Raw genomic sequence first — 23,893 nt, 5'->3', positions numbered from 1 at the left:
TCTCGATCTGGCCGCCGCCGTCGTTGTAAATGTGGATTCGGAAAGATGCTCTTGTTCTATCGCTCCGCACCTCGTGCACCGGCAAGCGCCACGCTCTGCCGGTAAGTCACGCGACCGAAAAGCGCGATGCCTGGGCTCTGATCGCTCCGCAGCATTGCGAACCCACAGCTGCCGCGCTCTGCTGTTCCGAGTCCCGAGTCCCGAGTCCCGAGTCCCGAATCCCGGCACGCATGCAGCCCCGGTTAGACTTGCCGCGAAAGCAGCCTTCATGAGCTATGAACGGCCCCACCTCTAGTTTCCGCTGCACACAGGAGCCAATGTCGATGCGTCACAAGTTGCATGCCATCGTGGGAAGCGCGTTGCTGATACTGGCCGGCTGCAGCAGTACGCCGCCCGCACCGCCGGCGCCGCCACCGCCGAAGGCGCCGCCGCTGCCGACCAGCGGCACCGCGCATCAAGCGCAGGCGGTGCTCGCGCCGGCCTCGGGCAGCCTGGTCAGCGGCAAGTTGTCGCTGGTGGCGGCGCCGGGCGGGGTGCGCATCACCGGCACGCTCGGCGGCCTGCAGCCGAACCGCCCGTTCGCGTTCCATGTGCACGAGCGCGGCGATTGCAGCGCGGCCGACGCCAGCAGCGCCGGCGGCCATTTCAATCCGCTCGGCGACCCGCACGGCCGTGCCGGCAGCGGCCCGCACCATGCCGGCGACATGGACAACCTCGGCGCCAACGCCGACGGCATCGCCCAAGTCGACGTGTTGCTGCACGGCGTGGTGCTCGGCGGCGGCGCGCCCAACGACATCGCCGGCCGCGCGCTGGTCGCGCACGCCGATGCCGACGATTACCGCAGCCAACCGGCCGGCAACGCCGGCGCGCGCGTGGCCTGCGGCGTGATCCGCGTGCTGCGCTGATCGCACACCCGTCCGGGGCCTGGCTCCGCGGCGAACGTCCGCCTTGCGCGGCCCCTTCAAGGAGAACTTCCATGCGTACCCTTCCCACCGTCCTGTTCCTGGCCACCACCCTCGCGCTCGGCGCCTGCAAGCGCGAAGCGCCCGCAACCGACGCGCCGGCCGCGGCGACGCCGCCGGCCGCCCCCCCGGCACCGGCCGCGGAACCTGCGCCTGCCGCCAGCGCGCAGGCCGCCGCCAGCGCCGCGCTGAGCCCGACCCAGGGCAACCAAGTGGCCGGCGAGGTCAGCTTCAACGTGGTCGACGGCGCCGTGCACGTCACTGGCACCATCACCGGGCTCAAGCCCAACAGCGAGCACGGCTTCCACATCCACGAGTTCGGCGACTGCAGCGCGCCCGACGGCAGCAGCGCCGGCGGCCACTTCAACCCGGCCAAGTCCGAGCACGGCCAGGTCAGTGCCGACCCGCACCACGGCGGCGACATGCCGAACCTGAAGGCCGACGCCGAGGGCAAGGCCACGATCGACGCGCCGGTGTCCAACAACGTCAACATCGGCAAGGGCGACGGCTTCGACATCCTCAACCACGCGGTGATCGTCCACGCCGACCCGGACGACTACAAGACCCAGCCCACCGGCAACGCCGGCGGCCGCCTGGCCTGCGGCGTGATCAAGGGCAACGCGAACGCGGCGGCCCCGGCCCCGTCTGGCGCACCGGCAGCGCCTGCCGCGCAGTAAGCGCACGCAAACCGCCGCACGCCCGTGGAAGCGGGCGTGCGGCGGCAGCGGGTTGCGAAGCCGGCAAGACGGCGGCTTCGGAACGGTGATGGTCACAGTCCTCCCGTCACCACCAGCGGCACGCCGCACCTATGTGGGAGCGACTTCAGTCGCGACGAGCGAGCCAAAAGCTCAGCGGCTCCGGCGCCGCAGGCTTTCTGTAGGAGCGGCTTCAGCCGCGACAGACGAAGTCAGCAAGCGCCCGGCCCGGAACGAGTAGCGCGACGCAAGTCGCAAACGCCTTATGGAGCGGGCGATCGACGGCGGCGAATTGCGAAGCGGGCAAGCGTCCTTCGCAAACGGTGGCGGCCGCAGTCCTCCCGTCACCAACCCTGCTGCACGCCGCACCTCCTGTGGGAGCGACTTCAGTCGCGACGAGCGGAACCAAGGCGTTCAGCGCTCCGGCGCCCTAGCTTTCTGTAGGAGCAGCAACCGAGGATGTCATTGCCGGTCAGGCGGCCGCCTGCCGACCAAGCCCACCTCACGCCGCCAGCAGCGCCTGCTTCGCGTCCTGCCCGGCCTCGCAATGCACGTACAGCACCGGCAGGCCATGCGCTTCCAGCACCGCGGCCAGCTGCCGCTGCCGGGCCAGGTAATGTTCGTAGACCCGTTGCAGGCGTTCGCAGTCCTGGCGGTCCTGGGCGTAGTGCGCGCACCAGCTGGCCGGGTCGAACAGGGCCATGCGCACCTCGCCGCCGCGGTAGCGCAGCAGCGGTTCGGGCGGGCTCGCCAGCCATTCTTCCTGGTCCGGCGCCAGCAATGCGGTCTCGATCAGCGGCCACAGCGGCGCCAGGCCCTGGTTGTCGTACTGCATCGACATCATCGCGGCCAGGTCGTTGACCGTCAGGTAGCGCGCGTGCTCGATCTGCGCGCCGAACGCCTGCTGCGCCAGCAGCGCGGTGTCCGGCTGCGCCATGCCCTGCGCCAGCAGCAGGTCTTCCAGCGCCTCGGCGACCGGCTGCAGCGTCTGCGCCGGTCCGCTGAGCAGGAACGGCACCACCCGCAGCGCACCGCCGAGCAGCGCCGCATCGGCCTGGAACGGCAGCGGCACGGTGCCGTCGGCGTCGGCGCCGAACGCCAGCAGCCGCGGGCCGGTCTCGCGACCGGGGGCGCGCGCGCGCAGCTCGTCCAGGCGCCGGTGCATCGGCCAGCCCGGGCGCAGCACCTCGGCCGGGTCGAAATGCGCGCCGGCCAGGCTCAGCTCCAGGTCGCGCACCGCCGGCACCAGTTGCGCCAGGTCGCGGCCGACCTTCTCGGCCAGTTCCGCGGCCAGCGCGTGCGGCAGCGCGGCGTGGGCCGGGGCGAGCCCGGCGGACAGTTCCAGGGCGATCACGCCGTGGGCATTGATGCTGGCAATGGCTTGGCTCATGGCTTGGCGGTTGGCCCATCGCGGGCGCAAAGCTACACTCGCTTCATTATGCCTGCGCTAACGTGCAGGTCATGTCCCCGACTCTCCTCGCGCGAGGTAATCCCATGCCAGCAGCCCGTCCCGTCGCCATTCTCGGCGGCGTCCGTATTCCGTTTTGCCGCCAGAACACGGCATACGCGGATGTCGGGAACCTCGGCATGTCGGTACGGACGCTGGGTGCGCTGGTCGAGCGCTACGGCCTGCACGGGCAGCAGCTGGGCGAGGTGGCGATGGGGGCGGTGATCAAGCATTCCAGCGACTGGAACCTGGGCCGCGAAGCCGCGCTGTCCTCCGGCCTGTCGCCGCTCACGCCCGGCATCACCCTGCAGCGCGCCTGCGGCACCAGCCTGGACAGCATCATCACCGTGGCCAACAAGATCGCGCTGGGGCAGATCGAGTCGGGCATCGGCGGCGGCTCGGACACCACCTCCGAGGTGCCGATCGTCTATGGCAAGAAGCTGCGCGCGCGGCTGCTGGCGGCCAACCGCGCCAAGACCACCGGCGACAAGATCCGCGCGCTGACCCGCAGCTTCAAGTTCGCCGAACTCAAGCCCGAGTTCCCCGGCGTGGCCGAACCGCGCACCGGCAAGAGCATGGGCGACCACTGCGAGGACATGGCCAAGCAGTGGAACATCGCGCGCGACTCGCAGGACGCCTGGGCGGTGTCCTCGCACCACAAGCTGGCCGCGGCCTATGAGCGCGGCTTCTTCGCCGACCTGATCGCCCCGTTCCGCGGCGTGGAGCGCGACAACATCCTGCGCGCCGACACCTCGCTGGAGAAGCTGGCCACGCTGAAGCCGGCGTTCGACAAGAGCAGCGGCCGCGGCACCCTGACCGCCGCCAATTCCACCCCGCTGACCGATGGCGCCGCCGCGGTGCTGCTGGCGTCGGAGGAATGGGCGCAGGCGCATGGCCACGTGCCGATGGCCTATCTGCGCGATGCGCAGGTCGCGGCGGTGGACTTCGTGCATGGCGAAGGCCTGCTGATGGCGCCGACCATCGCCGTGCCGGACATGCTCAAGCGCCACGGCCTGAGCCTGCAGGACTTCGACATCTACGAGATCCACGAGGCCTTCGCCGCGCAGGTGCTGTGCACGCTGCGCGCCTGGGAAAGCGAGGACTACTGCCGCAACCGGCTCGGGCTGGACGCGCCGCTGGGCCAGATCGACCCGGCCAAGATCAATCCGCTGGGCTCGTCGCTGGCCACCGGCCACCCGTTCGCCGCGACCGGCGCGCGCATCGTCGCCACCGTCGCCAAGCAGTTGCAGGAACGCGGCGGCGGCCGGGCGCTGATCTCGATCTGCACCGCCGGCGGTATGGGCGTGGTGGCGATCGTCGAGCGCTGAGCGGCGATTCCGCGCGCCGGCCAGGCGCGCCGAGCGCGGGTTGCGTGCACGCTGCCGCCCTGCGCTGATGCGTGTCCCTACTGGCTTCCGGCGGCGCGCGCTTAGCGCTTTGCCGCCGTCGCGCTACCATGCGTGCCATTCGCCTGCATGACGCGGGCGAGACGGCGCGCAGGGGGCGCAGGGGGCGCATGCCATGACACAGCAGGACAGCTTCAATCCGTACCAGGCGCCCGACGCCGCTAGCCAGACCGCCACCATGCCGCCGCTGCCCGGCGAGACGCTGTGGCGCGACGGCGACGATCTGATGTGCCTGCGCGATACGCCGTTCCCGGCGCACTGCGTGAAGTGCGGCGTGGCGCTGCGCAACGACGAGCTGAAGAAGCGCACGTTCTACTGGCATGCACCGGGCTGGTACGTGCTGATCGTGGTGAGCGTGTTGATCTACGCGATCGCGGCGTTGATCGCGCGCAAGCGCAGCAGCCATGTGCTCGGGCTGTGCGCGGCGCATCGGCGCCGGCGCAACGGGTTCGTGCTGCTCACCGCCGCTGCGTTCGTCGCCGGGCCGCTGCTGGGCGTCGCCATCGGCGACGACGCCGGAATCTGGCTGGGCGCGGGCCTGTTCCTGGTCATGCTGATCGCCGGCATGATCGGCGCGCGCATCCTGGTGCCGCGGCGCATGGACGAGCGCTATGCGCGCTACAAGGGCGTGGCGCCGGCGTTCCTGGCGCGACTGCCGACACTGCCGGCCGCGTTGCGGGGCTGAGCCGGGCGATTCGCCAGCGTACCTGACGGGGAATTCGCGCCGTTCTCCGGTGTTGCTCTCAGGGCCTGCAACGCGCCGATAGGCCCGCGGCGCCGGTCGTCCACCGGCCAGCAGCGGTGAAAGGCCGGTCTGGTTGCCGCTTGCCTCACTCCTGCAGGCGCGGAAAACCGTGGTCGTCGCGGCGTTCGGTAGCGGCCGGATCCGGATCGATCGGCAGCACGGGCGCGGGGCCGGGCAGCGGTTCGACGGGCTCGCCGCGCTGCACGCGCAGTGCATTGGCGTAGCAGCGCTGGGCCATCGGCATGTCGCCGGCCTCGGCGTAGCCATCGCCGAACGCTTCCCAGGCCTCGGCACCGGCGCCCAGCGCCAGCGCGCGGTGCAGGAACTCCTCCGACTGCGGCCACTGCTGCTGGTGACGGGCCAGCCGTGCCAGGGTCAGCAGCAGGCCCGGGCTGTCCGGATGGCTCTGCAGCCAGCGCTGCGCGCTGGCGCGGCGCGAATCGTATTTCTCCACCGGCAGGCGCCCGTACAGCGCGGCCAGGCCTTCGTCCCAGCGCGTCTCCAGCGCCTGTTCCACGCTGCGCAGCGCGGCGTCGTCCCAGTGCAGCGCGGCGGCGCGGGTCGCGTAGGCCGCGACCACGGGCGGCTCGCTGCGCAGCGACTTGGGCAGGCTTTCCCAGCGCGCGGCCAGCTCGTTGGCGTCGGCCGCCTGCTGCAGCGACGCCGCGGCCAGCCGCGCCTCCAGCGCGCCCACTGCCTCCAGCGGCAAGGCCTGCTGCTGGCGGATCGCGCCGAGCTGCCCGTAGGCCTCGCCGGCGCGGCCGATGCTGGCCAGCGCCTCGGTGCGCAGCAGCAGCCCGCGCGGCGGCAACGGCTGCGCCGCGGCCACGTCCAGCGCGTTGATCGCTTCGACCGGACGCTGCTGGGCCAGGTGGCGCTCGGCCTGCAGCAGCGCGTACGCGCTCGCGTCGCGCTCGGCCAGGCGCTGCAGGTAGCGGTTGGCCGCCTCCGCGTCGGCGCGCGCATCGGCCGCACGCACCGCCGCGACCAGGGCGACGGCGCTGACCTCCGGATCCTCCGCGGCGGCAGCGAGCTGCTTGTCGGCGCGCGTCCACTGGCCGTTGTGCAGCGCGGTCAGGCCTTCGATCAGGCGCACGCGCGACTGCTTGCGGCGATGCCGGCCCCAGGCGCGGAACGGGAAGCTGAGCAGGTTCCACAGCAGCAACAGCGCCAGGAAGGCGATCACCAGCAGCAGTGCCGCCTGCGGCAACGGCGAGATGTAGTCGTTGCCGCCGGCGCGCACGATCACTTCGCCGAGGTCGCCCAGCTTGTCCTGGGCCAGCCATTGCGCACCGATCACGCCCAGGGCGATCACGACCAGCAGCACGATCACGGAACGTAGCGATTTCATGGTTGGCTCCTTGCGTCGCGCATGCCGCGCAACTGCTGCAGGGTGGTGCCCAGCTCGGGAATGGCCGGGCGCAGGGCGGCGTTGCGCAGGGTCTGCAGGGTCGCGCGGCGTTCGCGCAACGGTGCCGAATCGGGCCACAGGCGTTGCAGCCAGGTGCCGGCGCGGGCCAGCGCGCTGCGGTAGCCGCGCGCATCGCCACGCTCCACTGCGGCGCGGGCCAGACTCAGGTCCAGCTGCAGCGCGTCGCGCGCGGCGACCCGCTCCGAGTGCGCGGCCAGCACCCCGCCCTGCGCGGGGCGGATCTTGACCAGCGGCGACAGCAGCCGCTGCCACAGCGGCGCCTGCGCGCGTTCGGGCAACTGCTCCGGCAGCGCGTCCAGGCTGTCGGCGAAGGCGTCCAGCTGCGCCGACAGGCGCGCCTGCGGCCCGTCGCCGAGCGCGTCCAGCGCAGTGCGTTCCTGCAGCAACACCTGGCGCAGGTTGAGATAGCGCGGATCGTCCACGTCTTCCAGCACGCCGCTGGCCAGCGCATAGGCGCGGCGCGCGCCCTGCGCGTCGCCCGCCACGTACAGGCGCTGCTGGCCCTGGCTCAGCAGCAGTTCCACCTCGTCCAGGCGCAGCGCCTGCGCGCCATGCCGATTGGAATCGGCGAGCTTGGCCACGTTGTCCTCAAGCAGCGCGCTGCGCTGGCTCAGGCCGAGCATTTCGTCGCGCAGCACGCGGTTGGTGCTGGCCGCGTCCTGCACCCGCTGCACGGTGGCGCGCTGGTCGCGGCGCAGCGTTTCCAGGTTCTGCTGCAGGGCCTGCAGCTGCAGCTGGATCTCCGATTGCTCGGCCAGCACGCGCGCGTTGCGCGCCTGCCACCATTCCCAGCCGCGCCAGCCGGCCAGCGCCAGCGCGGCCAGCATGGCCAGCACCAGCAGCAGCCAGATCCAGCGCGTGGAGCGGCGAGGCGTGGACGGGATTTCGGTCATCGGCAGCAATCCTTGTCGGCCTGCGTTCCGTCGCGACGATGGCGACGGCCGGACGCGCGGCACCGCGGGAGCATGGCGTGAGCGGCACCGCGGCCGCAAGCCGGCGGGCGGCGCGCGTTCAGCGAGATGGCGAGCGCGTCATGGCCACGGCGGCGGCCGTGGCCAGTTGCTGCGGCAGCGGACCGGCCGCGCGGGCGACGTCGGCGAAGCCGAGGTCGGCGGCCTGCGCGGCCAGTCGCGCGCTGGCCGCGACCAGCGGCTGCGCACGCCAGGCCGCGAACACGTCGCCGGGAAGCTGCGGCAGCACCAGCTGCAATGCCTCGCCGCTGCTCAGCGCCAGCACGCCTGGCGCCGCGCTACGCAGTCGCGCGATGCATGCCGCGGACACCGGCAATGGCAGCCGGCGGTAGACATCGGCCCGATGCAGCACGGTGCCGCGCGCCTGCAACTGCGCGGCGATCAGGCCGCGACCGCCGGGCGCGGTGACCAGGCCGACGGCACCGTCGACGGCGGCCAGTTGCGGCAGCGCGAGCAGGCCGTCGCTGTCCATCTGCGCAGGCGTGGCGACTTCGGCGATGCCATGGCGCTGCAGCGCACGCGCCGTCCCGGCGCCCACCGCCAGCCAGCATTGCCCGGGCCGCGCCGCCAGCGGCTGCAGCGCCGCGGCCGCGCGCACCGCGGCGGGGCTGCTGAAGATCACCCGCGGCGCGGCCAGCGCCAGCGCCAGCGCCGCGCGCGCGGCATCGTCGACACAGGCCTGCAGCCGCCATGGCGACACCGCCAGCAGCCGCGCGCCGACCCGCGCCGCGGCACGCCGCAGCGTCGCGTGCTCGCCCTGCGGGCGCAGCGAGATCAGGGTCCAGGCCGCGGTTGCATATGCGCTCATGCCAGGCATTATGCGAGCCCCCACCGGCAGCACAAATCGCACCATGGCAGTGGATCTTCCTTTCGATGCGTTCCTGCAGCAGTTGCAGCGGCAGTTCGACGCGATGCCGCCGGTGGCGGCGCTGCAGGTCGCGCTGCAGGGCTACGCCGCGCAGCGGCTACAGCTGACCGCGCCGCTGGCCGCCAACATCAACGACAAGGGCAACGCCTTCGGCGGCAGCCTCGGCTCGGTGATGACCCTGGCCGGCTGGGCGCTGGTCAACGTCGAACTGCATCGCGCCGGTCTGCAGGCCGACGTCTACGTCGCCGACACCCAGGTGCGCTACCTGGCGCCGCTGTACGCCGACCTGCACGCGCAGGCCAGCGCCGATGCGGACGCCGACTGGGGCGCGTTCGTGCAGACCTTCCGCCAACGCGGCCGCGCCCGGATCGGCATCCAGGCGCAGGTCGGGCCGGCCGATGCCGCCGCCGCGGCGACCCTGAGCGGACGCTTCGTCGCCATCGCGAAAGGGTAGGATGCGCGCAACCGCTCGCGCCTATCCGGGGATCCGCCATGCACTCGATGTTCCGCGCCCTGGCGCTGTTGCTGGCGCTCGGCTTCGCCGGCACCGCCCTGGCCGGCAGCCGCAGCCAGCAGAACAAGCTCGACAACCTGCAGACCGCGTACGGCGGGGCGATCCGCTGGAGCGAGTTCGAATCGGCGTGGGAAGTGGTGGATCCGGCCTACCGGCAGGCGCATCCGCTGACCGACCTGCAGCTGGAACGCTACCGCCAGGTGCAGGTGTCCTCCTACAAGGTCGGCCGGGTCGGCGCGCAGGACGGCGACGTGGTGCGCGACATCGAACTGGGTGTGATCAACCGCAATACCCAGGCCGAGCGCATCGTGCGCTACCGCGAACGCTGGCGCTGGGATGCGCAGGCCAAGACCTGGTGGCTGCTGGACGGCCTGCCGGACTTGTGGAACGGCCAGTAGCGCCGCCGGCCAGCTGTGCGACAATCGGCGCCCGCTTCCAGCCCCCTATTCCCGTGAACTTCGAAGAACTGCTGGCCTTCGCCGGCCGCAACCCGATGCTGGCCCTGGCCCTGGTCGGCCTGACCATCGCCCTGATCGTCACCGAAATCATGCGCCTGTTCCGCGGCTTCAAGACGCTGCGCCCGGCCGAACTGACCCTGCTGATCAACGCCGGCAACGCGGTGTTGGTCGACCTGTCGGCCGCGGCCGATTTCGAGAAGGGCCACATCGCCGGCAGCCGCAACGCCACGCCGAGCCAGTTCGGCCCCGAGCACAAGCTGGTGGCCAACGCCAAGTCCTCGCCGGTGGTGCTGGTGTGCCGCACCGGTAACACGGCCGACGCCGCCGCAAAGCAGCTGAAGAAGGCCGGCTTCGAGCAGGTCTACGTGCTCGACGGCGGCATCGCCGCCTGGCAGCAGGCCGATCTGCCGCTGGTCAAGGGCCGCTGATCGCGCTTCCCGGCCCGGCGCCGAGCGCCGCGGCCGGCATGTGATAATCCCGATTCTTTCTGTTCCCTGAATCCACCGGAGTCAAGAAATGTCCGACGTCACCAACAACGGCGCCGCGGCGCCGGCCGAAGCTGCGGCTGGCCCCGCTTTCACCATCGAGAAGATCTACGTCAAGGACGTTTCCTTCGAGTCGCCGAACTCGCCGGCGGTGTTCAACGACAACGTGCAGCCGGAGCTGCAGCTCAACCTCAACCAGCGCGTGCAGCGCCTGAACGAGCAGGCTTTCGAAGTCGTGCTCGCGGTGACCCTGACCTGCACCGCCGCCGGCAAGACCGCGTATGTGGCCGAAGTGCAGCAGGCCGGCGTGTTCGGCCTGGTCGGCCTGGACCCGCAGGCGGTGGACGTGCTGCTCGGCACGCAGTGCCCGAACATCCTGTTCCCGTACGTGCGCTCGCTGGTCAGCGACCTGATCCAGGCTGGCGGCTTCCCGCCGTTCTTCCTGCAGCCGATCAACTTCGAGGCGCTGTACGCCGAGACCCTGCGCCAGCGCGCGCAGCAGGGCGAGGGCCAGTCGCTGGCCGATTCGGAGCCGGCCGGCAACGCCTGAGCGCGTCCGCCGTCGCACATGGGCGATAACGCCGCGAAGAAGAAGATCGCCGTCCTCGGCGCCGGTTCCTGGGGCACCGCCCTGGCCGCGCTCGTCGCCCGGCACGGTTTCCCAACCGTGCTGTGGGGCCGCGATGCGGTGATCGCCGAGGCGATCGGTCAGCGCCACGAGAACCCGCGCTACCTGCCGCAGATCCCGCTGCCGGCGTCGCTGCAGGCCACCACCGACCTGGCGGCGGCCGTGCACGGCGCCGACTGGATCCTGGTGGTGGTGCCGTCGCACGCGTTCACCGAGACCCTGCACCAGCTGGCGCCGCTGCGCCCGCCGCAGGCCGGCGTGGCCTGGGCGACCAAGGGCTTCGAACCCGGTTCCGGGCGCTTCCTGCACGAAGTCGCGCAGCAGATCCTGGGCGAGGACGTGCCGCTGGCGGTGGTGACCGGTCCGTCGTTCGCCAAGGAAGTGGCGTTGGACCTGCCGACCGCGGTGACCGTGCACGGCGATGCCGCGTTCGCGCAGCAGGTCGCCGATGCGATGCACGGCCCCACCTTCCGCGCCTACACCGGCGACGACATGGTCGGCGCCGAGCTGGGCGGGGCGATGAAGAACGTGCTGGCGGTGGCCACCGGCGTGGCCGACGGCATGGAGCTGGGCCTGAACGCCCGCGCCGGCCTGATCACTCGCGGACTCAACGAGATGCTGCGGTTGGCCGCGGCGATCGGCGGCAAGCCGGAAACGCTGATGGGCCTGGCCGGGCTCGGCGACCTGGTGCTGACCTGCACCGGCGACTTGTCGCGCAACCGGCGCCTGGGCCTGGCCCTGGGCCGCGGGCAGACCCTGCAGGACGCGGTGCGCGCGATCGGCCAGGTGGTCGAGTCGGTGCAGACCGCCGACGAGGTGATGCGCCAGGCCGAGCGCCACGGCATCGACCTGCCGATCTCCAACGCGGTGCGCGCGGTACTGCACGGCGAACTGACCCCGGCGGTCGGCCTGCAGCAGTTGCTGGCGCGCGAGCAGAAGCCCGAGTACCCGACCACGCTGTTCAGCTGATCGCGTGCCGTTCCAAAGACGAAAAAGCCCGGCTTCGGCCGGGCTTTTTTTTGGTCTCTGCGGCTGCGTCGATCTGCGCGGCGCACAAAAAAGAAGCCCGGTCCTGGGACCGGGCTTCGAACCGCGCACAGCGGGAGAGAGAGACGCTGCGCGCAGTGCTACGCGGTGCTGCTTACCAGCTGAAACGCGGGCCGACGAACCATTCCTTGTCGCCATCGCGGTTCATCTTCAGGTCGGCGCTCAGGCCCCAGTTCTGGTTGAGCTTGGCCTGCGCACCGAGGCGGCCATAGAACTCGCCGTCCGGGTTGATGCCGTCCTTCTTGGTGTAGTCCTCGTAACCGCCCAGCGCATACACCTCGAGGTACGGATTGAACGCGGTGCGGATGCCGACTTCGGCGCTGTAGCCGTTGAACTTGGTGCCGAATTCCGGATCGAAGCGGTTGTACGCCACGCGGGTCACCAGGTCGGTGCTGGTCGAAATCTCGTGGTTGTAGCCGGCACCGATGCGCCACTGGTCGACGTCGACGTCGCCGAAATCGGTCTTCTGGCGGTTGAAGTCGCCGAACACGCTGAAGTTCGGGTTGATCGCGTAGGAGCCCTTGATGGCCCAGCCATCCGCGTCGCCACCGTCGGCGTCGGTCTTGATGTAACCGCCTTCGACGTAGTTGTAGGACAGGCCTTCGGCCGCAGAGGCAGCGAACGGCAGGGTGGCCAGGAGGCCAAGAGCGAGCAGAGAGGTCTTCATGATCGGGATACCCTTGTTATTGGTTTAGTCGGCGCTGAGGCGTGGGGCCGTTCGCTGCCGATATGTAAATTATCCGTTAGCCACCCGAACTTGCCCTGAATATCAAACTGACCAGTACATAAATTAAACGGCGTGTTCAGGAACTTGTGCGCAATTGGAAGTCACGTTTCGCCGCGTGATTGCATAGCAATCTCGGTTGCGCCAATGAAGCTTCGCAATGCAGACCAACTCGCTGCTCCGCCGCTTACGCCATTCCTTCGGACGTACTCACCAAGTGATCAGCGGCGAACGATGCGTCCAGTCGCTGGAGATCACCTGGTCCACGATGAATGTCGCGACGTCCGCCCGCGATATGGTCCCGCCGTGGAAGTCGGTGAGATCGGTTAGTGCGCGGATATCGCCGCGGCCAGGCTTGTCGTTGAGGACGGATGGGCGAACGAGTACCCAATCGAGTCCGCTGTCGCGGATCAGCGCTTCCTGCCGATTCTTGTCGGCGTACACGTTGCGCAGAAGCAGCGGAAAGATCAGCTTGTCGAACACGAATCCGCCATGGCCTGCGCTGTCGCCGGCGCCGATGCCGGTGATGCCGATCAAGCGCGTGACCTGCTGCGCCTTCATCGCGCCCACGAGCGCACGCGTCGCGGACGAGAGAAGGGTGACTTCGCGTAGTGGGCTGGCCGGTGTGCCCAGCGCGCTGATGACGGCATCACGGTCGTGGAGCGCCTGGCGCAGGATCTTCTCGTCGCGGGCGTCGCCCACGATGAGCTGCGCGCCAGTCAGATGAAGCGCCGCGTCGGCCGAGCGCACCAGCGCCGCGACGTCGTACCCCCGCGCGATCGCCTGGCGGACGATGTGCCGGCCGGTCCCGCCGGTCGCGCCGAGGACCAGGATCTTCGGTTGGTCGGCAGTGCCAATGTCGTGCGTTTGCATGATGCGTTCCTCGGAAGACGGGCGCCTGTTGGAAGAAGCCGCCTGGGATGGAATTCCACGGATCAGCGAGGGATGCCCCTGGCTGGCAGGTTGCGGGGCGCTGTTGCCGGATCGCCGCGCGCAATGGGGTGTGCCGTCCGCCATGCCGGAGGGCGGCGCCCCATGCAAGAACTTCAAGCGGCGCCGATTGCCGGGAGTCGATGTAGCCTTCCGCCCTTTGTGAAGCTGATGACCAACCCTGCGGCGCGCTGCTCAGCGCGGAGCGCCGAAGGGCGGGTGGGGAGCGATGTCAGGAGGAGGTCGCGACCCGGGTGGCGAACTCGCGATACGAGTACAGCGGACGACCCAGCAGCGCGGTCAGCCGTTCGACGTCGCCGGCGGCGGGGATCATGCCGTCGCTGAGGAAACGTTCGCTCATCAGGCGCATGTCGTAGGCCATCCAGTTCGGCATGAACTGGCGCAGGTTCTGCTCGAACCCGGCGGTGTCGTCGCCCGGGTAGGCGATCGGGCGGCCCAGCGCGTCGGTCCAGATCGCGGCGACGTCCGCTCCGGTCAGGGTGTCGGGGCCGACCACGTTGATCCGGTCCAGCGGCAGCGGCACGGCCGACTGTTCGCGGCGGATCAGTTCGATGGCCGCCACCTCGGCGATGTCGCGCGTGTCGACCATGGCCAGGCCTTTGTTGCCGATCGGCATCGGATAGATGCCGTATCCGCTCACCACATCCTTGATCGACAGATCGTTGTCGATGAAATAGGCCGGGCGCAGGATCGTGGCGTGCAGGCCCATCTGCTCGATCATGCGTTCCACGCCGTACTTGCCGGCGAAGTGCGGCACGTTGACGTACACGTCGCTGTGGATCACCGACAGGTAGACGATGCGCTCGATGCCGGCGCTGCGGGCGACGTTCAGTGCGATCAGCGCCTGGGTGTACTCGTCGGCCACCACGGCATTGAGCAGAAACAGGGTGGAGACGCCGGAGAAGGCGCTGCGCAGCGAGTCGACATCGAGCAAGTCGCCCTGGACGACGTCGACGCTCGCCGGCAGCTTGGCCTTGGCGGGGTCGCGGACCAGCGCGCGGACATCGGCGCCGCGCTTGACGAGTTGTTCGACGACCTGGCGGCCGACAGTGCCGGTGGCACCGGTAACGAGAATGGTCATGATGATTCCTTGGTTGGGGTGGGTTTGCTGCAACTGGTTGGGGACGGTGTTTCGCTGGTTCGGTCTGCGTGTGGCCAAACGATAGGTGGTCCCACATTCAAAACAAATCCACAAGAAATAGACAAGTCGTATCGAATTTGAGACGCTCAGGCGTGGTATCTGAAGGTCGCGGCTCTGGAACAACCAGCTCCGCCAGACCGTCGACCCAGCGGCTCGTCGCCCCGGGTCGTCGGGGGGCGGGATTGGGGATTCGGGATTCGCAAAAGCGGCGCGTCGATTCGGTCTCGAAGCATCTCTATGCGCTGCGGTGGATCGATCGAGACGACCGCAGTGCCGGCTCGGCCGACGGCTTGCCGGTATCGATCCGCGCAAGACAGGGTTCTGGCCTGCAGGCTGTTTCGCCAGAGGCCCGCCGCAGCCGACTGGAGTCCTCTTGCTGCAAGGCAACCGGGTTCTCGCGGGGGTGGCCGATGACGGGCAGACATCGCCGCCGGTCCTGGAACCGTGAGGTCAGGATCGTCGAGGCGATGATGCGGCTCTCCTGGCGACGCCGGAGAGGGATCGCGCAGCGGCACATGTCCGCGCCGCTGCACGCTGCCTCATCGATGCAGCGACAGGCCCTTCGTGGCCTTTTCGATGGCCTTCTTCGGTCCGCGCAGTCCGATTCCCACCAGATCCAAGTTATCGGGATCTTCGGCAGCGAATGCCTGGCGATTGGCCTCGTCGTGCCCGGTGGAGAACATGGCGAACACATACGGCAGCACGGTGATCTCGCGTGCCAGCCCCACCCGGTGCGCGGCCTGGAGCCCGGCGAGATCGGCTTCGAACACCAGCATCGGCTGCCCGAGCATGTTGCCGTAGCGGTGGCCGTTCGCATCGACGTAGGGGTCGCCCATGGCGTCGGGGGCGGCCGCGGCGATGCCGGTCGCCAGGAAGGCGACGACGTTCAACCGTTGCCAGGTCGCCAGGTCGTTGCGGACGATGAGGGCCACTTTGGTGTCGAACACGGGGAACTCCGCTGTCTGGACGTTGCGGCCATCCTCGGAGTTGCCGCGGATCGGATCTAGAACGCTTGTGCAGCGTCGCCGGCGCACAGCCGCTTGTAGGCGGCCGGGGTGAGCCGATAGGCGCGCTTGAACCAGCGGCCCAGATGGCTCTGGTCGGCAAAGCCGACCTTGATCGCCACGTCTGCCGGTTCCTGCCCATTGGCCAGCAGCGCGCGGGCGACGCGCAGCCGCAGCCGGATGAGGTAGGCATGCGGCGACAGGCCGAAGCTGCGCTGGAATTGCCGGGTGAGGCGAAACCGGTCCATGCCGGCGTAGCCGGCGAGTTCGTCGAGGCCGACGTCGCGTTCCATCTGGTCGTGAAGAAAGTCCCTGGCGCGCGCCATCCTCGCCGCCGAATCGCACGCGCCCTGCGCGTCTGCCGACAGATGCCGGGACAGCAGGCCCATCATGCGGTCCAGGCTCTGGTCCCGCGCCAGGCGACCTTCTCCGTGGTGGACCGCAAGGAACGCCTGCCGTATCGCTGCGCTCAACCCTGCGTCTGCGGTCAAGGTACTTCGGAACGCCGGCTGGATCGCGCAGATGTCCCATTGGCCGAGCCGCTGCAGCATCTCCGCCACCCAGGACTGCGGGAGGTAGAGCATCGCATAGGTGAAGCCGTCTTCCGCGGGCGCATGCCCGTCATGGACCGCTCCGGGCTCGATGAGGATGGCGCGCCCGGGCGTGCTGGTATGGAGCGAACGGTGGCAGTGGAACCGCTGCACGCCCTGCAGGGTCACGCCGACCAGCACTTCGTCGTGATCGTGGGGGTCGTAGGCGTGCCCGCGGAAATGCGCGTGCACGCTCTCGATGCCGGTTTCCTGATCGCGGCGGATCCTGACCCAGTCGTCGCTGGTGGTTTTGCGGGTGCTCGATGCCATTGGTTACTCTCGCAAGCGCACGCCGTGCGCTTTAGTCCGCGCCGGGGAAGCCCAGCTGCCGCCAGGCTTCGAACACCACCACCGCGACCGCGTTGGACAGGTTCAGGCTGCGGTTGTGCGGGCGCATCGGCAGGCGCAGGCGTTGCGCCGGCGGCACCTGTTCCAGCACCTCGGCGGGCAGGCCTCGGGTCTCCGGGCCAAACAGGAACGCATCGCCTTCGGCGAAGGTGGGCGCATCGTAGCGGGTCGTGCTGCGGGTACTCAGGGCGAACAGGCGGCGCGGGGCGATGGACTGCAGCGCGGCCTCCAGCGAGGCATGCACCTGCAGGCGTGCGTACTCGTGGTAGTCCAGGCCGGCGCGTTTGAGCTGCTTGTCGCCGAGGTCGAAGCCGAGCGGCTCGATCAGGTGCAACTGCGCGCCGGTATTGGCGCAAAGGCGGATCGCATTGCCCGTGTTGGGCGGTATTTCGGGTTGGAACAGCAGGACGTGGAGCGTGGGCGTGGCGGTCATCGGCGCAGTTTACGCGCCGGCTCCGGCCTGCGCCGGCGAAGCGTGCGCAGGCTCAGCGGGTCAGGCTGGTGGTCAGGTCCTGGCTCAGGTTCTGCAGGCTCGGCTGCAACTGCAGCATCGCGCTGTCCAGGGCGCCGCTGACCGCGCTGCCGATCGTGAACATGCTCTGGGTGTCGGCGCTCGGGCGCACCTGCAGCGTCGCCAGGGTAACCACGCGCTGGCTCGCGACCTGCTCGGCATCGCGCAGGGCAAGCTGGTCGGCGGACGGACGCACCTGCACCGAGGCCAGCGTGGCGATGCGGCTGGACAGTTCGGCGTCGCGCTGCGCCAGCTGCTCGGCGGAGGGGCGGACCTGCACCGCGGCCAGGGTGGCGATGCCGCTGTTGCGCTCGAACGTGCGCTGGGCGATCTGCTCGGCGGACGGACGCACCTGCATGCTGCCCAGGGTGGTGGTGGTGGGAGCGGCGATGGCCGGAGCGGCGAGCAGGGCGGCGATGGCGAAGGTCAGGGCGAAGGAAGCGGTTTTCATGGCGGGCCTCGTTGGTGTTGTTGAGAAGTGGTGTGGTAGTAATGTAGTACACCTAATCAGGGGCTACAAGCACTTTCTGCTGTTTTTTCTTTTCATTAAGCATTTGTTCATTATTTGCTTGGGCCGATCCTGGTGCAGGACTACAGAGCAGGTCCTGTGCCAAGTCCAAACCTTTGTTCTTGAATGATTTTTTGAATTGCCCAGTGTCCGCGGGCGGACACTCGGTCGCCTGCGTACGTCCGTCGTCCGGGGATTGCCCGCTGCAGGGCGGGCGTTGAGGCAATACGTTCAGGATCGGGCGTGCCGGCGACGGCCCGACCGGGCCGAACGGCATACGCGGGCGCCGGCGAGGCCCGTTACGATCCAGGTCTCGTCGTCTTTCCACCCATTGCTAAAAGGAACTTGCATGACCGTATCGATCCGCCCGCGTGGGGCCCTGCTGGCCATCGCCCTGTCCACCGCGCTCGGCGCGCTGAGCTATGCGCCGCCGTCGAGCGCGGCGAAGCAACCGGCCGCGGCGAAGGTGGATATCGCCTACGAGCAGTTCACCCTGCCCAATGGCCTGCGGGTGATCGTGCACACCGATCGCAAGGCGCCGATCGTGGCGGTCAACCTCTGGTACCACGTCGGCGCCAAGGACGAACCGGCCGGGCGCACCGGCTTCGCGCACCTGTTCGAGCACCTGATGTTCCAGGCCAGCGAGAACCACCGCGGCGAGTTCTTCGAACCGTTCAAGCAGGTCGGCGCGACCGACCAGAACGGCACCACCAACAGCGACCGCACCAACTATTTCGAGAACGTGCCGACCACCGCGTTGGACATGGCGCTGTGGATGGAGTCCGACCGCATGGGCCACCTGCTCGGCGCCATCGACCAGGCCGCGCTCGACGAGCAGCGCGGCGTGGTCCAGAACGAGAAGCGCCAGGGCGAGAACCAGCCCTACGGCCAGGCCTGGGACAAGCTGAGCCGTGCGCTGTATCCGAAGGGCCATCCGTATCACCACAGTGTGATCGGCTCGATGAACGACCTCAACGCCGCCTCGCTGGCCGACGTGAAGCAGTGGTTCCGCACCTGGTACGGCCCGAACAACGCGGTGCTGGTGCTGGCCGGCGACATCGACGTGGCCACCGCGAAAGAGAAGGTGGCCCGCTACTTCGGCGATATCCCGGCCGGGCCGAGCATGGCGCAGCCGCAGGTCGACGTGGCCCAGCGCCCGCAGTCCACCCGCGAGACGATGACCGACAAGGTGCCGCAGGCGCGCATCTACCGGGTCTGGAACGTGGCCCAGACCGGCACCGAGGACATCGACCGCCTGCAGCTGCTGGCGCAGGTGCTGGGCGGGGCCAAGTCGTCGCGGCTGGACCGGCGCCTGGTGCACGAGGACAAGCTGGTCGACCAGATCAGCGCCGGCGCCTGGCCGTCGCAGCTGGGGTCCGGCTTCGGCATCATCGCCACGGTGAAACAGGGCGTGGATCCGGCCAAGGTCGAGGCGGTGATCGACGAAGAGCTGCGCCGGCTGCTCGACAAGGGCCCGGACAAGGACGAACTGCTGCGCGCCAAGACCGCGTTCCGCGCCGGCTTCATCCGCGGCATCGAACGCATCGGCGGTTTCGGCGGCAAGGCCGACGCGCTGGCCGAGTGCGCGGTGTTCACCGGCGATCCGGGCTGCTTCCGCACCTCGCTGGACACCATCGAGTCCACCCGCGCGCGCGACCTGAAGGCGGTGGGCCGCAAATGGCTGGGCAAGGGCGACCATACCCTGGTGGTGGAGCCGGGCGAGCGCGTGGCGCTGGCCGAGGAACCGGCCGTGGAGCCGGCGCCGCTGAACCCGCCGCCGGTCGATCCGAAGTACCGCGCGCTGCCCAGCGTCGTCGACCGCAGCGCCGGCCCGCCCAAGACCGCGCAGTTCCCGGAACTGAAGTTCCCGGCGTTGCAGCGCGCCACGTTGAAGAACGGCACCCGCCTGATCCTGGCCGAGCGCCACGACGTGCCGGTGGTGCAGTTCAGCTACGAATTCCCGGGCGGCTTCAGCGCCGACCAGGGGCGCAAGTCGGGCACCGCCAACTTCACCATGGGCATGCTCGACGAGGGCGCCGGCGACTACGACTCGCTGGGCTTCGCCGATGCCGCCGACACGCTGGGCGCATCGCTCAGCGCCGGCGCCTCGCTGGACGGCAGCAGCGCGCAGCTGTCGGCATTGAAGGAGAACCTGGCGCCGTCGCTGGCGCTGTATGCCGACATGCTGCGGCGCCCGCGTTTCGAGCCGAAGGAGATCGAGCGGATCAAGGCGACCCGGATCGCCGCCATCCGCCAGGAAAAGGCGCAGCCCAACGCGGTGGCGATGCGGGTGCTGCCGCCGCTGCTGTACGGCGACGGCCATCCGTATGCGATCCCGTTCAGCGGCAGCGGCACCGAGCCGGCGATCGCCGCGCTGCAGCGCGAGGACCTGGTCGGTTTCCAGCGCGACTGGATCCGTCCCGAACAGGCCACCCTGGTGGTGGTTGGCGACACCACCCTGGCCGAGATCGTGCCGCTGCTGGACGCGCAGTTCGGCGACTGGAAGGGCGAGGGCGCGGCGCCGGCGCTGCCGACGCTGGCCAAGGTGCCGCGCCCGGCCAAGCCGCGCGTGTACCTGATCGACCAGCCGGGCGCGGTGCAGGCCAACCTGTTCGCCGCCGAACTGGTGCCGCCGTCCACCGATCCGGCCTCGATCCGTTTCGACATCGCCAACGGCGTGCTCGGCGGCGACTTCACCTCGCGGTTGAACATGAACCTGCGCGAGAACAAGCATTGGTCCTACGGCGCGCGCAGCAGTGCGTCCAACGCGCTCGGCCAGCGGCCGTGGGCGGCGATGGCGCCGGTGCAGATCGACAAGACCGCGCCGGCGCTGCAGGAGATGCACAAGGAGATCAGCGCCTTCGCCAGCGGCAAGACGCCGCCGTCGACCGAGGAAGTGGCGCGCATCCGCAATATCCAGACCCTGAGCCTGCCCGGCGCCTACGAGACCGCCGGGTCGGTGCTCGGCACCATCGTCGGCATCGTCCGCAATGGGCGCCCTGACGACTACGTGTTCAAGCGCAAGGCCGAGATCGAGACGATGACCCCGGCGCAGGTGCGCGAGGCGGCGGCGACGCTCGATGCCAACGCGCTGACCTGGGTGGTGGTGGGCGACCTGAAGCAGATCGAGCGCCCGGTGCGCGCGCTGAAGCTGGGCGAGGTGACGGTGATCGACGCCGACGGCAAGCCGCAGGCCGCGGCCGCGCCGGCGGCGCCCAAGCGCTGAGGTGGCGGCGCGAGGGCGGATGAACCGGGGGGCGGATGAAGGTGCGTGCGAAGCTTCGCGCGGTCCATATCCGCGAGCCGCTTTGCGCCGTACCCTCACCCCAACCCCTCTCCCGGCGGGAGAGGGGCTAGGGCTGTTCCTTCTCCCATCGGGAGAAGGTGCCCCGTAGGGGCGGATGAGGGTACGGGCGAAGCCTCGTGTTCCCAATCCACGAGACGCTTCTCGCCGACCCTCACCCCAACCCCTCTCCCGCCGGGAGAGGGGCTTTGCATTGCGGCTATTCCTTCCCTCATGGGAGAAGGTAGCCCGCAGCGCCGGACGGGGTACGGGCGAAGCCCCACGCGAGTCGGCTTGCCTGCCTGGCGGCCGCCGGATCCGGCGGCGTCATTGCCAATTCAGCGATCTGCGGCACAATCCCGGTTCCTTCCATCTGCGGTCCCTGTCCATGCGCCTACCGATCGCGTTGTTGCTGCTCGCCAGTCTCGCCGCCTGCACCTGGGTGCCGATGGCGCCGGAAGGCAAGACCGTGCGCGTGCTGCCGCCAGGCCAGGCAGCGGCAGGCTGCGACAAGCGCGGCGAGGTGGTGGTGTCGGTGAAGAGCAACGTCGGCTTCTACCAGCGCAACCCGCTGCGGGTGCGCGAGGAACTGGAGACCCTGGCCCGCAACGAGGCGCCGGGCGTCGGTGCCAACACGGTGCAGGCGATGGGCGAGCCGGTCGAGGGCGACCAGCGCTATGCCGCCTACCAGTGCAGCGTTCGCTGAACCGGTTAAGCCATACGCTCTGTTCCAATTTGTTAAAGATGCGGTAAAACCGGGCAGCCGCTAGAATTGGCGCCCCTTCGCCTTATCCCGGCGTACATCTCGATGCTCTTCAACAATGTCTCCATCGCGGGACTGGCGCACATCGATGCGCCGCACACGCTGACCTCCAAGCAGATCAACGAACGTCTGCAACCCACCTACGACCGCCTCGGCATCCGCACCGACGTGCTCGGCGACATCGCCGGCATCCATGCGCGGCGCATGTGGGACCACGACATGCAGGCGTCCGACGCGGCCACGCTGGCGGCACGCAAGGCGATGGCGGATGCGGGCATCGACGCCGGCCAGGTCGGGCTGCTGGTCAACACCTCGGTCAGCCGCGACTTCCTGGAGCCGTCCACCGCCAGCATCGTCTCCGGCAACCTGGGCGTGGGCGAGGAATGCATGACCTTCGACGTCGCCAATGCCTGCCTGGCCTTCATCAACGGCATGGACATCGCGGCGCGGATGATCGAGCGCGGCGAGATCGACTACGCGCTGGTGGTGGATGGCGAGACCGCCAACCTGGTGTACGAGAAGACCCTGGAGCGGATGACCTCCCCGGACGTGACCGCGCAGGCGTTCCGCGACGAGCTGGCCACGCTGACCCTGGGCTGCGGCGCCGCGGCGATGGTGCTGGCGCGTGCCGAGCTGGTCCCGGACGCACCGAGCTACCGCGGCGGCGTGACCCGCTCGGCCACCGAGTGGAACACCCTGTGCCGGGGCAACCTGGACCGCATGGTCACCGATACCCGCATGCTGCTGATCGAGGGCATCAAGCTGGCGCAGAAGACCTTCATCGCCGCCAGGCAGGCGCTGGGCTGGGCAGTGGACGAGCTGGACCAGTTCGTGATCCACCAGGTCAGCCTGCCGCACACCCAGGCCTTCATCAAGAACTTCGGCATCGACCCGAAGAAGGTGATGACCATCTTCGGCGAGCACGGCAACATCGGCCCGGCCAGCGTGCCGATCGTGCTGAGCAAGCTGCGCGAACTGGGGCGCCTGAAGAAGGGCGACCGGATCGCGCTGATGGGCATTGGTTCGGGCCTGAACTGCTCGATGGCCGAGGTGGTCTGGTAGGCGGTTGCGCAAAGGCGGGCCATTGCGGCGAATCTGTCGATAAATTTTCCTTATCGGGTGCCTCCTGGCATTTCCGGAAAATTATTGCTAGTTTTCTTTCCTAATGGCTGCGTTTGCTGGCTGCAAGGAAAGCCCGATGCCTCCCCGCCGTTCCACCGGCCACTACGTTTCCGGTTCGCTGGCTGGGAGTCGCTATCAGGCGTTCGTCCCAGATCCGCTGCCCCCGTCGCCGCCGTTGGATCTGGCCGCGCCGGAACTGATCACGCGCAAGGAGCGCGCGGATCAGGCCTTGGGACGCCTGGACGGCATCACCTTGATGCTGCCGGATCCGGAACGGTTCCTCTACCAATACGTGCGCAAGGAGGCGCTGCTGTCCTCGCAGATCGAGGGCACGCAGTCGTCGCTGTCGGACCTGCTGCTGTTCGAGCTGGACGAGGCGCCGGGCGTGCCGCTGGACGACGTGGAAGAAGTGTCCAACTACGTCGCCGCGCTGAACCATGGCCTCAAACGCTTGCGCGAGGACCAGTTTCCGCTGTCCTTGCGCTTGATCCGGGAAATGCACACCTTGCTGCTGCGGGGCGGGCGTGGCGCCGGCAAGCGGCCTGGAGAATTCCGCTCGGGGCAGGTATGGATCGGCGGCGCCTCGCCGGCGCTGGCGCATTTCGTGCCGCCACCGCCCGAAGCGTTGGAGGCTGCGTTGGGCGCATTCGAGCGCTTCCTGCATGCACCGGCGAGCGACGTGTCGCCGCTGGTCAAGGCCGCGTTGGCGCATGTGCAGTTCGAGACGATCCATCCTTTCAGCGACGGCAACGGCCGGCTGGGGCGATTGCTGATCGCGTTGATCCTGTGCAACGAAGGGGTGCTGCGCGAACCCTGCCTGTATTTGAGCCTGTTCTTCAAGCGCCATCGCGCGCAGTACTACGAGCGCCTCAATGCCGTGCGAACCGAAGGCGATTGGGAAGGATGGCTGGGGTTCTTCCTCGACGGCGTGGCGGATACGGCGCAGCAGGCGGTCAGTACCGCGCAGCGCCTGCTGGCATTGCTGGCCGCAGACCGCGCGCGCATCGCTGGCCTGGGCACGCGTGCCGGCAACGTCGGACTGGTATTCGAGCAGTTCGCACGCAGGGTGCTGCTCGGTGTACCGCAGGTGCAGCCGCATCTGCCGCTGAGCGCACCGACGATCCGCGCCGCCATCCGTACCCTGCAGGAGCTGGCGATCGTCAACGAACTCACCGGTCAGCAGCGGCATCGCGTCTTCGCCTACCAGGCGTACCTGGACATCCTGAGCGAAGGCGCGCAGCCGCTATGACGGCCTGTGCGCGAACCAGTACGTGTGCGGCATCCCCATGC

At 69.2% G+C, this 23,893-nt stretch carries 24 protein-coding genes; 13 read left to right on the top strand and 11 right to left on the bottom strand.

The window, feature by feature from the left end:
• Positions 1 to 323: 323 nt before the first annotated feature.
• Together NUG20_RS20835 and NUG20_RS20830 are read left to right on the top strand one after the other, a co-directional pair.
• Entirely contained in the window at positions 324 to 905 is a 582-nt protein-coding gene (locus NUG20_RS20835) for a superoxide dismutase family protein (RefSeq protein ID WP_263396275.1), read from the top strand.
• A 71-nt stretch (positions 906 to 976) separates the two neighbouring features.
• Positions 977 to 1,639 carry a superoxide dismutase family protein gene (locus tag NUG20_RS20830; RefSeq protein WP_263396274.1) on the top strand — a complete coding sequence of 221 codons (663 nt, stop codon included), beginning with the start codon at positions 977 to 979 and terminating at the stop codon, positions 1,637 to 1,639.
• Positions 1,640 to 2,159: 520 nt separating this feature from the next.
• Here NUG20_RS20830 and NUG20_RS20825 read toward each other — a convergent pair.
• Positions 2,160 to 3,047, bottom strand: coding sequence for a hypothetical protein (locus tag NUG20_RS20825; RefSeq protein WP_263396273.1), 888 nt, complete (start codon positions 3,045 to 3,047; stop codon positions 2,160 to 2,162).
• A 104-nt stretch (positions 3,048 to 3,151) separates the two neighbouring features.
• On the opposite strand from NUG20_RS20825, the gene NUG20_RS20820 reads away from it, so the two are divergent.
• Together NUG20_RS20820 and NUG20_RS20815 are read left to right on the top strand one after the other, a co-directional pair.
• Positions 3,152 to 4,432, top strand: a complete 1,281-nt coding sequence (locus NUG20_RS20820) for an acetyl-CoA C-acetyltransferase (protein WP_263396272.1) — start codon at positions 3,152 to 3,154, stop codon at positions 4,430 to 4,432.
• A gap of 193 nt (positions 4,433 to 4,625) precedes the next feature.
• On the top strand, positions 4,626 to 5,195 hold the full coding sequence (locus tag NUG20_RS20815; RefSeq protein WP_263396271.1) for a YrzE family protein: 570 nt from the start codon (positions 4,626 to 4,628) through the stop codon (positions 5,193 to 5,195).
• A gap of 145 nt (positions 5,196 to 5,340) precedes the next feature.
• On the opposite strand, the gene NUG20_RS20810 is transcribed toward NUG20_RS20815, so the two are convergent.
• The 3 genes from NUG20_RS20810 to NUG20_RS20800 all read right to left on the bottom strand — a co-directional run bounded on the left by NUG20_RS20810 (position 5,341) and on the right by NUG20_RS20800 (position 8,475).
• Positions 5,341 to 6,606, bottom strand: coding sequence for a heme biosynthesis protein HemY (locus NUG20_RS20810; RefSeq protein ID WP_263396270.1), 1,266 nt, complete (start codon positions 6,604 to 6,606; stop codon positions 5,341 to 5,343).
• The gene (locus tag NUG20_RS20805; RefSeq protein WP_263396269.1) at positions 6,603 to 7,580 is read right to left on the bottom strand and encodes a uroporphyrinogen-III C-methyltransferase; all 978 of its coding nucleotides are present in this window, start codon (positions 7,578 to 7,580) and stop codon (positions 6,603 to 6,605) included. Before NUG20_RS20805 ends, NUG20_RS20810 begins: the two co-directional genes overlap by 4 nt.
• Before the next feature lie 118 nt (positions 7,581 to 7,698).
• Positions 7,699 to 8,475 carry a uroporphyrinogen-III synthase gene (locus NUG20_RS20800; protein ID WP_263396268.1) on the bottom strand — a complete coding sequence of 259 codons (777 nt, stop codon included), beginning with the start codon at positions 8,473 to 8,475 and terminating at the stop codon, positions 7,699 to 7,701.
• A 34-nt stretch (positions 8,476 to 8,509) separates the two neighbouring features.
• Between NUG20_RS20800 and NUG20_RS20795 the strand changes: the two genes are divergently transcribed.
• The 5 genes from NUG20_RS20795 to NUG20_RS20775 all read left to right on the top strand — a co-directional run bounded on the left by NUG20_RS20795 (position 8,510) and on the right by NUG20_RS20775 (position 11,580).
• On the top strand, positions 8,510 to 8,980 hold the full coding sequence (locus tag NUG20_RS20795) for a YiiD C-terminal domain-containing protein (protein WP_263396267.1): 471 nt from the start codon (positions 8,510 to 8,512) through the stop codon (positions 8,978 to 8,980).
• Positions 8,981 to 9,018: 38 nt separating this feature from the next.
• On the top strand, positions 9,019 to 9,438 hold the full coding sequence (locus NUG20_RS20790; RefSeq protein ID WP_263396266.1) for a hypothetical protein: 420 nt from the start codon (positions 9,019 to 9,021) through the stop codon (positions 9,436 to 9,438).
• Positions 9,439 to 9,491: 53 nt separating this feature from the next.
• On the top strand, positions 9,492 to 9,926 hold the full coding sequence (locus tag NUG20_RS20785) for a rhodanese-like domain-containing protein (protein ID WP_263396265.1): 435 nt from the start codon (positions 9,492 to 9,494) through the stop codon (positions 9,924 to 9,926).
• 88 nt (positions 9,927 to 10,014) lie between these two features.
• Complete coding sequence (gene secB / locus NUG20_RS20780; protein ID WP_263396264.1) at positions 10,015 to 10,533, top strand: protein-export chaperone SecB; 519 nt, start codon at positions 10,015 to 10,017, stop codon at positions 10,531 to 10,533.
• Between the two features lie 18 nt (positions 10,534 to 10,551).
• A complete protein-coding gene (locus NUG20_RS20775) occupies positions 10,552 to 11,580 on the top strand; it encodes an NAD(P)H-dependent glycerol-3-phosphate dehydrogenase (RefSeq protein WP_263396263.1) in 1,029 nt (342 codons plus the stop codon).
• 172 nt (positions 11,581 to 11,752) lie between these two features.
• On the opposite strand, the gene NUG20_RS20770 is transcribed toward NUG20_RS20775, so the two are convergent.
• The 7 genes from NUG20_RS20770 to NUG20_RS20740 form a co-directional block, all read right to left on the bottom strand.
• Positions 11,753 to 12,325: an OmpO family porin gene (locus NUG20_RS20770; RefSeq protein WP_263396262.1), complete on the bottom strand. Its 573-nt coding sequence runs from the start codon at positions 12,323 to 12,325 to the stop codon at positions 11,753 to 11,755.
• Positions 12,326 to 12,592: 267 nt separating this feature from the next.
• Entirely contained in the window at positions 12,593 to 13,255 is a 663-nt protein-coding gene (locus tag NUG20_RS20765) for an NAD(P)-dependent oxidoreductase (RefSeq protein WP_263396261.1), read from the bottom strand.
• 289 nt (positions 13,256 to 13,544) lie between these two features.
• Positions 13,545 to 14,414 carry an SDR family oxidoreductase gene (locus tag NUG20_RS20760; RefSeq protein ID WP_263396260.1) on the bottom strand — a complete coding sequence of 290 codons (870 nt, stop codon included), beginning with the start codon at positions 14,412 to 14,414 and terminating at the stop codon, positions 13,545 to 13,547.
• A 599-nt stretch (positions 14,415 to 15,013) separates the two neighbouring features.
• Positions 15,014 to 15,421, bottom strand: coding sequence for a PTH2-like family protein (locus NUG20_RS20755; protein ID WP_263396259.1), 408 nt, complete (start codon positions 15,419 to 15,421; stop codon positions 15,014 to 15,016).
• A gap of 56 nt (positions 15,422 to 15,477) precedes the next feature.
• On the bottom strand, positions 15,478 to 16,338 hold the full coding sequence (locus NUG20_RS20750; protein WP_263396258.1) for an AraC family transcriptional regulator: 861 nt from the start codon (positions 16,336 to 16,338) through the stop codon (positions 15,478 to 15,480).
• Positions 16,339 to 16,369: 31 nt separating this feature from the next.
• On the bottom strand, positions 16,370 to 16,849 hold the full coding sequence (locus NUG20_RS20745) for a tRNA (cytidine(34)-2'-O)-methyltransferase (RefSeq protein WP_263396257.1): 480 nt from the start codon (positions 16,847 to 16,849) through the stop codon (positions 16,370 to 16,372).
• Positions 16,850 to 16,901: 52 nt separating this feature from the next.
• Complete coding sequence (locus NUG20_RS20740; protein WP_263396256.1) at positions 16,902 to 17,378, bottom strand: hypothetical protein; 477 nt, start codon at positions 17,376 to 17,378, stop codon at positions 16,902 to 16,904.
• Positions 17,379 to 17,784: 406 nt separating this feature from the next.
• Here NUG20_RS20740 and NUG20_RS20735 point away from each other — a divergent pair, with 406 nt between their 5' ends.
• From NUG20_RS20735 to NUG20_RS20720, 4 genes are all read left to right on the top strand, one after another.
• Positions 17,785 to 20,661 carry a M16 family metallopeptidase gene (locus tag NUG20_RS20735; RefSeq protein WP_263396255.1) on the top strand — a complete coding sequence of 959 codons (2,877 nt, stop codon included), beginning with the start codon at positions 17,785 to 17,787 and terminating at the stop codon, positions 20,659 to 20,661.
• A 445-nt stretch (positions 20,662 to 21,106) separates the two neighbouring features.
• Positions 21,107 to 21,424 carry a DUF4156 domain-containing protein gene (locus tag NUG20_RS20730; RefSeq protein WP_263396254.1) on the top strand — a complete coding sequence of 106 codons (318 nt, stop codon included), beginning with the start codon at positions 21,107 to 21,109 and terminating at the stop codon, positions 21,422 to 21,424.
• 102 nt (positions 21,425 to 21,526) lie between these two features.
• Entirely contained in the window at positions 21,527 to 22,543 is a 1,017-nt protein-coding gene (locus tag NUG20_RS20725; RefSeq protein WP_263396253.1) for a 3-oxoacyl-ACP synthase III, read from the top strand.
• A gap of 136 nt (positions 22,544 to 22,679) precedes the next feature.
• Complete coding sequence (locus tag NUG20_RS20720) at positions 22,680 to 23,852, top strand: Fic family protein (RefSeq protein WP_263396252.1); 1,173 nt, start codon at positions 22,680 to 22,682, stop codon at positions 23,850 to 23,852.
• The last annotated feature ends 41 nt before the right edge of the window (positions 23,853 to 23,893 follow it).

Source organism: Xanthomonas sp. CFBP 8443, from assembly GCF_025666195.1.
GTDB lineage: Bacteria > Pseudomonadota > Gammaproteobacteria > Xanthomonadales > Xanthomonadaceae > Xanthomonas_A.
The sequence above is the reverse complement of the archived record's forward strand: the minus strand, read 5'-3'. Positions and strand labels throughout refer to the sequence as shown.

Coding starts and splice junctions, on each gene's coding strand:
- NUG20_RS20835 (WP_263396275.1), top strand. CDS start 324: ATGCGTCACAAGTTGCATGCCATCGTGGGAAGCGCGTTGCTGATACTG.
- NUG20_RS20830 (WP_263396274.1), top strand. CDS start 977: ATGCGTACCCTTCCCACCGTCCTGTTCCTGGCCACCACCCTCGCGCTC.
- NUG20_RS20825 (WP_263396273.1), bottom strand. CDS start 3,047: ATGAGCCAAGCCATTGCCAGCATCAATGCCCACGGCGTGATCGCCCTG.
- NUG20_RS20820 (WP_263396272.1), top strand. CDS start 3,152: ATGCCAGCAGCCCGTCCCGTCGCCATTCTCGGCGGCGTCCGTATTCCG.
- NUG20_RS20815 (WP_263396271.1), top strand. CDS start 4,626: ATGACACAGCAGGACAGCTTCAATCCGTACCAGGCGCCCGACGCCGCT.
- NUG20_RS20810 (WP_263396270.1), bottom strand. CDS start 6,606: ATGAAATCGCTACGTTCCGTGATCGTGCTGCTGGTCGTGATCGCCCTG.
- NUG20_RS20805 (WP_263396269.1), bottom strand. CDS start 7,580: ATGACCGAAATCCCGTCCACGCCTCGCCGCTCCACGCGCTGGATCTGG.
- NUG20_RS20800 (WP_263396268.1), bottom strand. CDS start 8,475: ATGCCTGGCATGAGCGCATATGCAACCGCGGCCTGGACCCTGATCTCG.
- NUG20_RS20795 (WP_263396267.1), top strand. CDS start 8,510: ATGGCAGTGGATCTTCCTTTCGATGCGTTCCTGCAGCAGTTGCAGCGG.
- NUG20_RS20790 (WP_263396266.1), top strand. CDS start 9,019: ATGCACTCGATGTTCCGCGCCCTGGCGCTGTTGCTGGCGCTCGGCTTC.
- secB (WP_263396264.1), top strand. CDS start 10,015: ATGTCCGACGTCACCAACAACGGCGCCGCGGCGCCGGCCGAAGCTGCG.
- NUG20_RS20775 (WP_263396263.1), top strand. CDS start 10,552: ATGGGCGATAACGCCGCGAAGAAGAAGATCGCCGTCCTCGGCGCCGGT.
- NUG20_RS20770 (WP_263396262.1), bottom strand. CDS start 12,325: ATGAAGACCTCTCTGCTCGCTCTTGGCCTCCTGGCCACCCTGCCGTTC.
- NUG20_RS20765 (WP_263396261.1), bottom strand. CDS start 13,255: ATGCAAACGCACGACATTGGCACTGCCGACCAACCGAAGATCCTGGTC.
- NUG20_RS20760 (WP_263396260.1), bottom strand. CDS start 14,414: ATGACCATTCTCGTTACCGGTGCCACCGGCACTGTCGGCCGCCAGGTC.
- NUG20_RS20750 (WP_263396258.1), bottom strand. CDS start 16,338: ATGGCATCGAGCACCCGCAAAACCACCAGCGACGACTGGGTCAGGATC.
- NUG20_RS20745 (WP_263396257.1), bottom strand. CDS start 16,849: ATGACCGCCACGCCCACGCTCCACGTCCTGCTGTTCCAACCCGAAATA.
- NUG20_RS20740 (WP_263396256.1), bottom strand. CDS start 17,378: ATGAAAACCGCTTCCTTCGCCCTGACCTTCGCCATCGCCGCCCTGCTC.
- NUG20_RS20735 (WP_263396255.1), top strand. CDS start 17,785: ATGACCGTATCGATCCGCCCGCGTGGGGCCCTGCTGGCCATCGCCCTG.
- NUG20_RS20730 (WP_263396254.1), top strand. CDS start 21,107: ATGCGCCTACCGATCGCGTTGTTGCTGCTCGCCAGTCTCGCCGCCTGC.
- NUG20_RS20725 (WP_263396253.1), top strand. CDS start 21,527: ATGCTCTTCAACAATGTCTCCATCGCGGGACTGGCGCACATCGATGCG.
- NUG20_RS20720 (WP_263396252.1), top strand. CDS start 22,680: ATGCCTCCCCGCCGTTCCACCGGCCACTACGTTTCCGGTTCGCTGGCT.